Annotated in this window: 8 protein-coding genes; 5 read left to right on the top strand and 3 right to left on the bottom strand. The window is 70.4% G+C overall.

Annotated elements, in window-relative coordinates; translation table 11 throughout:
* The 4 genes from G3N98_RS25225 to G3N98_RS25210 form a co-directional block, all read left to right on the top strand.
* A partial coding sequence (locus G3N98_RS25225; protein WP_206149513.1) for a saccharopine dehydrogenase occupies positions 1-826 on the top strand: 826 nt, incomplete at its 5' end.
* The gene (locus G3N98_RS25220; RefSeq protein ID WP_206149512.1) at positions 823-1,584 is read left to right on the top strand and encodes an isocitrate lyase/phosphoenolpyruvate mutase family protein; all 762 of its coding nucleotides are present in this window, start codon (positions 823-825) and stop codon (positions 1,582-1,584) included. The genes G3N98_RS25225 and G3N98_RS25220, both read left to right, overlap by 4 nt.
* Before the next feature lie 114 nt (positions 1,585-1,698).
* The gene (locus G3N98_RS25215) at positions 1,699-2,256 is read left to right on the top strand and encodes a carboxymuconolactone decarboxylase family protein (RefSeq protein ID WP_206149511.1); all 558 of its coding nucleotides are present in this window, start codon (positions 1,699-1,701) and stop codon (positions 2,254-2,256) included.
* Between the two features lie 48 nt (positions 2,257-2,304).
* Positions 2,305-3,150 (top strand): helix-turn-helix transcriptional regulator, encoded by an 846-nt coding sequence (locus tag G3N98_RS25210; protein ID WP_206149510.1) that lies wholly within the window; start codon positions 2,305-2,307, stop codon positions 3,148-3,150.
* A gap of 30 nt (positions 3,151-3,180) precedes the next feature.
* On the opposite strand, the gene G3N98_RS25205 is transcribed toward G3N98_RS25210, so the two are convergent.
* Positions 3,181-4,392, bottom strand: a complete 1,212-nt coding sequence (locus G3N98_RS25205; RefSeq protein ID WP_089428270.1) for an MFS transporter — start codon at positions 4,390-4,392, stop codon at positions 3,181-3,183.
* 70 nt (positions 4,393-4,462) lie between these two features.
* On the opposite strand from G3N98_RS25205, the gene G3N98_RS25200 reads away from it, so the two are divergent.
* Positions 4,463-5,512, top strand: coding sequence for an AraC family transcriptional regulator (locus tag G3N98_RS25200; protein WP_206149509.1), 1,050 nt, complete (start codon positions 4,463-4,465; stop codon positions 5,510-5,512).
* A 94-nt stretch (positions 5,513-5,606) separates the two neighbouring features.
* Here the strand turns inward: G3N98_RS25200 and G3N98_RS25195 are convergent, their stop codons facing one another.
* Both G3N98_RS25195 and G3N98_RS25190 read right to left on the bottom strand, forming a co-directional pair.
* A complete protein-coding gene (locus tag G3N98_RS25195) occupies positions 5,607-5,774 on the bottom strand; it encodes a hypothetical protein (protein ID WP_174976067.1) in 168 nt (55 codons plus the stop codon).
* 56 nt (positions 5,775-5,830) lie between these two features.
* Positions 5,831-7,738, bottom strand: coding sequence for a DUF3857 domain-containing protein (locus G3N98_RS25190; RefSeq protein WP_206149508.1), 1,908 nt, complete (start codon positions 7,736-7,738; stop codon positions 5,831-5,833).
* Between the last annotated feature and the right edge of the window lie 322 nt (positions 7,739-8,060).

Below are 8,060 nucleotides of genomic sequence, written 5' to 3'. Positions count from 1 at the left end.
CTGCGCGGGCCCGTACCTGGATACCGCGCTGCCGCTGGCCGATGCGGCGCTGCGGGCCGGCATCCCCTATCTCGACCTGACCGCCGAGCAGCCGTCGGTGCTGGCGCTGGCCGAGCACTGCGATGCGCGGGCGCGCGCCGCGGGCGTGACCCTCGTGCCGGCCGCGGCGTTCTACGGCGGCCTGGCCGACCTGCTCGTCACGGCCGTCGTGGACCCGCACCAGCCGATCGAGCGCGTCGATATCGCAACCGGCCTCGACCGCTGGCACCCGACGCGCGGCACGCGCGTGACGGGCGAACGCAATCGCGCGGTGCGGCTCGTGCAGAAGGACGGCAAGCCGACGCCGGTGCCGTCGACCGCACGCGAACGCGCATGGCCGTTCCCGCCGCCGATCGGCCGCGTCGACGTGACACTGCTGCCGTTTTCGGAAGTGATGACACTGTCGCGTCACCTGCGCATCGATACGATCGAATCGTGGCTCGCCACCGTCGCGCTACGCGACGTGCGCGATGCCGCCACGCCGCCGCCCGAGTCGACCGACGCACTGGGCCGCTCGGGGCAGCAGTTCGCGATGGACGCGATCGTCGTGCAGGGCGGCACGACGCACCGCGCGACGGCGTCCGGGCAGGACATCTACGCAGTCAGCGCACCGATCATCGTCGAGGCGGCCGTGCGCCTGATCGCGGGCGACACCGGGGTATCGGGCGGCGTGCGCAGTCTCGGCGAGCTGTTCGACGCACGCGATTTCCTCGCGGCGCTCGAATCGGTGGCAGTATCGTTCGGCACGACAACCGATCCGGTTTTCAACCAGGAGACGCAAGCATGAGCAGCAATGAGAAAGGCGCATATTTCCGGTCGCTTCACCGCGCGGGCCAGCCGCTGGCGCTGTTCAACGTGTGGGACGCCGGCAGCGCGCGCACGGCGGCCGATGCGGGCGCCGTCGCACTGGCGACCGGCAGCTGGTCGGTCGCGGCGGCCAACGGTTTCGGCGACGGCGAGCAGATGCCGCGCGCGCTGATGATGGACGTGCTCGAGCGGATCACGCGCGCGACCGACCTGCCCGTCACCGTCGATCTCGAAAGCGGGTACGGCGAGCGGCCGGAAGATGTCGCCGAAACGATCGCGCTCAGCATCAAGGCCGGCGCGATCGGCTGCAATCTCGAGGACAGCTTCCCGGCGACGGGCGAATTGCGTGACGTCGACGCAGCGGCGGCTCGTCTCGCGGCAGCCCGGCAGGCCGCGGATCGCGCGGGTGCCTACTATTTCATCAATGCGCGTACCGACGTGTTCTTCAAGGCGCCGGCCGACACGCACGACGAGCGCCTGCTCGACGCCACGCTGGCCCGCGCACGCGCGTATGCCGCGGCCGGTGCCGATGGGCTGTTCGTGCCGGGGCTGAGCTCGCCTGCGCTCATTCGCGCGCTGACGGCCGCGTCGCCGCTGCCGGTGAACGTGATGCGCGTCACGGAAACGCCGACGCTCGCCGAATTCGCGGAATACGGCGTGGCCCGCATCAGCCACGGGCCGTATCCGTACCTGCAGGCGATGAAGACGCTGGCGGAGATGGTCCGGCAAGGCGGCTGACAGCTTCGCGCCCATCGAACGATTACATCCCATGTAATTGGCGCACGACACGGCCGCTCCTACGCTTCGGGTGTCGCGCCGCCATTCCGGCGGCGCTCATCCCCCGGAGACACCATGTCCGCCTACCCGCTTCACACCATCGACTCGGCACCGGCCGCCTCAAAGCCCGTCCTCCAGCAACTCCAGCAAACCTTCGGCATCGTCCCGAACATCGCGGCGGCCATGGCCGCGTCGCCGGTGCTGATCAACGGCTTCATCGGCCTGTTCGAGCGCGTGCACGCGAGCAGCCTCACCGAGCCGCAGATCCAGACGCTCCTGCTCACCAACGCGGTCACGAACGCGAGCGACTGGCCGGTCGCGTTCCATACCGCGCTGGCGCTGAAACAGGGTGTGACCCACGCCGACGCCGACGCGATCCGCCGCGGCGCCCTGCCCGGCGACCCGACCCTGGCCGCGCTGTCGGCCACCGCACGCAAGCTGATCGACACCCGCGGCCACCTGCCCGAGGCCGACCGGCAGGCGTTCCTCGACGCCGGCTTCAGCGCCGAACAGTTGCTGGAAGTGATCGCGGTGGTCGCCGCATCGACGATCACGAACTACGTCGGCAGCGTGACGCAGCCCGCGCTCGAGGCACCGTTCGATGCATTCGCATGGCAGGCGAACGCCGCGTGAGTCCGATATAGTCGATCGCGTCCTTCATGGAACGCTCTGGGAGGCACGATGAACGCCAGCCGTCGCGAACCGCACGCGCCGCCGCACGCACTCGGCCAGTTGCTGCGCTACTGGCGCGACGTGCGCGGCGTGAGCCAGCTCGACCTGTCGCTCGACGCGGGCATCTCGCAGCGCCAGATCAGCTTCATCGAAAGCGGACGCAGCGTGCCGGGCCGCGACACGCTGCTGACGCTCGCGCAAACGCTGGACGTGCCGCTGCGCGAGCGCAACGCGCTGCTGCTCGCGGCCGGGTATGCACCGGTGTATTCGGAAGCGCCGTGGGATGCGCAGGAGATGCAGGGCGTGATCGGCGCGCTCGAACGCGTCGTGCGCCAGCACGATCCGTTTCCGGCGATCGTGATGGATCGCCACTGGAACGTTCTGATGACCAACGACGCGGCGCCGCGCTTCTTTGGCTGCTTCATCGACATGGCCGCGCGCGACGGCCCGCGCAACCTGCTGCGCCTGATGTTCGATCCGCACGGCATGCGGCCGTTCCTGGCCGACTGGGAGACGGTGTCGCGCAGCCTGCTGCAACGCGTGCATCGCGAAGCGGTCGGCCGCGTGATCGACGACGACACGCGGCAGTTGCTCGACGACCTGCTCGCGAGCCCCGATGCGCCGCGCGACTGGAAAACGCCGCCGGCGCCGGCCGCCGCCCCGTCGCTGCCGGTCATCCCGATCGGCTTCGTGCATGAAGGCGTCGTGCTGCGTTACTTCTCGCTGGTCACGACGGTGGGGACGCCGCAAAGCGCCGCCGCGCAGGAACTGCGCATGGAGTGCATGTTCCCCGCCGACGACGCGACCGAAGCGCGTCACCGGCAGTTGCTCGACACGCACGCACCGGTGCGCTGAGCGGCGGGCCGGGCGGCCCGCCGGTGCCGGTCATTCCGCCAGCGCGGACACCACGCCGACACGCTTCGGCACGCCGGTCACGATCGTCGCGACCGCGACGGCCAGCACGACGGCCGCGGCCACGAACACGCCGGCCGCGCCGTTCGCGTCGAACACGACGCCGCCGGCCGCCGCGCCCGTCGCGATCGCGAGCTGGATCGCCGCGACGATCAGGCCGCCGGCGCTCTCGGCCTCATCGGGCACGGTGCGCGTGACCCACGTCGACCACGCGACGGGCACGCCGCCGAACGCCATCCCCCACAACGCGACGAGCACCGCGTCGATCATCGGCGCGCGGCCGAGTGCGACGAGCGCGACGCCGAGCACGACCATCAGCGCGGGCATCCCGATCAGCATCGGCCGCAACCGGTGTTCGAGCACGCGGCCCGCGAGCGACGTGCCGACGAAGTTCGCGATGCCGTAGCCGAGCAGGATCGCCGACAACCCGTTCACGCCGACACCCGCGACCTGTTCGAGGAACGGCCGCAGGTACGTGAAGAACGCGAAGTGCCCGGTGAACACGAGGATCGTCGCGAACATGCCGAGGCCGACGGTCGGCCGGCGCAGCACGTCGATCAGCGTGCGCAACCGCGTCGTGCCGCTCGGCGGCATCGACGGCAGCGTGAGGATCTGCGACACGAACGCGATGCCGCCGAGCGCGGCCGCGATCAGGAACACGTTGCGCCAGCCGATCAGGTGACCGAAGTAGCTGCCCATCGGCGCGGACGCGATCGTCGCGACCGCCACGCCGCTGAAGATGATCGACAGCGCACGCGGCACCATCGCCGTCGGCACGAGCCGCATCGCGGTAGCGGTGGCCATCGTCCAGAAGCCGCCGAGCGCGATGCCGAGCACGACGCGGCCGACCAGCAGCATTGCCAGGTTGGGCGCGAACGCGACCGCCAGGTTCGACGCGACGAGCAGCACCGAGAACACGAGCAGCACGCGCCGCCGGTCGATCGTGCGCGTCAGCGCCGAGATCAGCAGGCTCGTGACGAGCGCGACCGTCGCGGTGGCCGTGACGGCCTGCCCGGCCACGCCTTCGGTCACGCCGAGGCTGTCGGCCATCGGCGTCAGCAGGCTGGCCGGCAGGAATTCGGCCGTGACGAGCCCGAACACGCCGAGCGTCATCGCGAATACCGCGCCCCAGGCCGGTTCGCGGGGGGCCGCCGTCGAGGCGGCCGTGGAGGTTCCGGGATTCATGCGTGGTTCCGTGTCGGTTAGGGAAAGTACTGATGAGGGCGTATCGTAAGGAACCACGTCAGGACGGTCTATGACATACAATCCGTTCTTGTTGATCGTTCGTCCGAATCTCGCCATGTCCGAGCCCCTGCTTCCGCCCATCCCCGACGTGCACGACCTCGTCAGCGAGCTGCTGCTGGGGATGCGCCTGAGCGGCGTCCAGTACCGCCGCATCCAGGTCGCGCGGCCGTTCGGGCTGAATTTCGGCCACGTGACGGGCCGCGCGCAGTTCCATTTCGTCGGGCGCGGGCCGGTGCTGCTGCGCGACGCGTCGGGCGCCACGATGCGGCTCGAAGCCGGCGACGCGATCCTGCTGCCGCGCGGCGGCATGCACGCGCTGGTGTCGGACCCCGACGCACCGTGCCGCGAGATCAACGGGTTCGAGGTCGCGAAAATCTGCGATACGGTCGCGTCGGTGGCATCGGCCGGCGTGTCGCCGGCCAGCTGCGCGACGACCGAGCCGGGTGCCGGCGATGCGCTGATCTTCAGCGCGTGCATGGAGCTCGATCTCGGCGGCATGCAGCCGCTGGTCGGCACGATGCCCGAGTTCATGCACGTCGGCACGCTGCTCGCGCGCTATCCGGAAATCCGCCCGATGCTCGATGCAATGGAGCGCGAAGCGTGCTCGGCGCGCGCGGGTTTCGCGGGCATCCTCGCGCGGCTCGCGGATGTGGTCGCGGCGTTCATCGTGCGCGGCTGGGTCGAATGCGGATGCGGTGATGCGACGGGCTGGGTGCAGGCGCTGCGCGAACCGAAGCTCGGCCGCGCGATCGTCGCGCTGCATCGCGATCCGGGCCGCAACTGGAGCGTGGCGGAACTCGCGACCGAAGCGGGCGTATCGCGTTCGGTGTTCGCCGAACGCTTTCTCGCGGCCACCGGGATGACGCCGGTGCGCTACCTGACCGAGCTGCGGATGCGGCTCGCCGCGCAATGGATCACGCGCGACCACGAGACGATCGAGGCCGTCGCTTACCGGCTGGGCTACGGCTCGCTCGCCGCGTTCAGCCGCGCGTTCAAGCGCGTGGTGGGCAAGCCGCCGGGCGCCGTGCGCGCGGATGGCGAGGTGCGCGTCGAAGCGTAGTGCATGACGTGGCGCGCGTCACGCTTCACGCGTGATGCCGGCCGCGGCCGCCAGGCGTCGCCCCAATGGCCCTCACACGTGATGGCAGCGTCGTTCAGTCGCTGCGCGCTTCCAGCTTGTCGATCAGCGCCGTCGCGCACTGCACGGCAAGCGCCGCGCACTGCTCCACGTCCACGACCGCACCGCTCGCCACGGTGCCTTGCACGATCCGGCCCAGCAATTCCTTCGAGAGATCGGCGATCTCGTGATCCCGTTCCGTCATGATGTTCCTCCTGCGCATCGACCGATCGCATCGATGCGTTCACCTTCCCTGCCCGTTCAACGCCCTTTCGCCCGCACGACGATCTGCGCCTGCGTGTCGCGTTCGATGCGCTCGAGCGACGCGCGCAGCGCCGTGAATTCGTCCGCCGTACACACCTGACGGCCGAAATCCGCCGTCATGCGCCGCGTGACCTGCACGACGCGCGCGGCCGCGTCGAATACGTAATGCGACGTGAAGTCGACGAAGCGGTCGTGCACGGCCGTATCGGCCGGCAGGTCGGTCACCGCGACGTCGGCCGGCAGCGCGATCTGGCCGGTCTCGTCGAACGTGCCGCCGATGCAGCCCCACGGCTGCGTGCGCACGGGCTCGGCGAGCCAGTTCTCGACCTGCGTCGCGATGCCGCCCGTCAGGCTCGACAGCGCGGGCAACGCGGTCGTGCCGTCGGGCCACACGAAATGATCGAGCGTGCCCGACATCGTCACGTCGAACGGCCCGTCGGTCACGCGCCGGTCGCTGGTCGACAGCTGCGCGCGGCCGCGCAGGCCGCTTTGCCGCAGCCGGTTGTTCGCGAGCTGCGCGACGGCGTCGGGCGTCGCGCGGCGAAACAGGTTGCGTTCGAGTTCGGCCGTCCAGCCGTCGTCCTCGGTGTGCGCGTGAAAACGCGCGGCGCCCAGCCCCGCGGCGTCGATCTCGACCCGCGCGATGCGGCCGCGCGGTTGCGTGGCCGGCGTGCGCGACAGCACGCCCGTATCGACCAGCAGCGCGGGACGGTCCATCACGATCGGCGGCAGATAGCCGAATGCGATGCCGGCCGTCGTCGTGTCCGCATAGCGCGCGAGATCGGGCAGCCACGTGATCGCATGATTGATCGCCCCGCCGCCGTAGCCGGGCACCGACGGCAGCGTGTAGACGGACCCGAGATTGAGCAGCACCGGCTCGCTGCGGATGCCGATCGCCGCGAGCAGCGCGCCGAACAGCGCGACATGATCCTTGCAGTCGCCGTAGCGGTTGCGCAGGATGTCAGTGACGCGATGCGGGGCGGCGGCCGTTTCGCCGAGAAACAGCCCGACGTAGCGGATGTTCGCCTGCACCCAGTCGTACAGGATGCGCGCCTGGTCGTGCGGATCGGCGACACCCGCGGTGAGCGTGCGCGCCAGCTGCGCGACGGCCGGATCGTCCGCGCCCGGATCGACGGCCGCGTGGCGGTAGCGCGCGGCGAACGCCGCGTAGTCAGGCAGCGTCGAGACGACGAGCCGGTCGCCGTAGGTCGCGTAGCCGACCGCGCCGCTTTCGATGCGGTCGTACGGGCCGTGCCGGTAGTCGAATTCGTAGCGCGTGCGGCCGTTCGCGGTGACCGGCGGCAGCGCGACGTAGCCGTGCGCATCCGCGTACAGCGGCATGTCGGCCGGCACGTCGAAGATCAGCCGCTGGCGGTCGACCGGCTCGCGCGACGGCTCCACGGTATAGCCGAAGTAGCCTCGGTTGACCGGCTTCGTGCGGGTCTTGCGGAACGCCACGCGCGTGCTCGACCCGGCTTCGACGCCGGGAAACACGACGGTGCGCAGCAGCCCGTCCTGGAACGTCGGCGCGCCGGCCGAGCGCGGTTCCTGCACGTCGCGGATGCCGTCCGCGCCGACCGGATGCGCGACGCCGTCGCGGTCGATCGTCTCGGCCGCGAGCAGGTCCACCTTCTCGAGATTCCTGTCGAACCACACGTAGCGCTGCGCGATGGCATCGATGCCGTTCGCGTCGTTCGCGCGCAGCGTCGAATCGTCGTGCTCGTCGAGCGAGCCGTCGTGCTGGATCACGAATTCGTGGACGTCGCTGACGACCGTGACGGGCGCGCCGCCGGCCGTGTCGATCGTGTTGCCGTGGTCGCGCACATCGGCCATGGCCGCACCGGGGCCGAGCGCGATGGCGCAGGCGACTAGCCGGCCGGTCCATCGGATAGGAAAAAGCACCACGTCGAAGCTCTCCGCGCGTTCGTTGCCGGGCGCCAGGGCCGCGCGCCGGCGCGAATGGTTCGATCCGCCTGACGCGCACATGACAACCCACGCCGCGTGCCCGTCGTGCGAACCAGTGTGGGTGACGTGCCGGCGAGCGTCAAGCCGCGCAGCGGCGAGCCGGCTGCGCGATGCGGCGAGCTCGCCGGGCGTGCAGCGCCGGCTTCGCCCCGCCGATGCGCCGCCCCCGTGCATCCTGTCCCGAGCTGGAGCGCCTTTTTTGCATCACGTCGCAACCTATAATTCATTCAGGTCATCCCTGCATGCAACGTCGACGAAACGA

Source organism: Burkholderia sp. Tr-20390, from assembly GCF_017104595.1.
Taxonomy (GTDB): domain Bacteria; phylum Pseudomonadota; class Gammaproteobacteria; order Burkholderiales; family Burkholderiaceae; genus Burkholderia.
The sequence above is the reverse complement of the archived record's forward strand: the minus strand, read 5'-3'. Positions and strand labels throughout refer to the sequence as shown.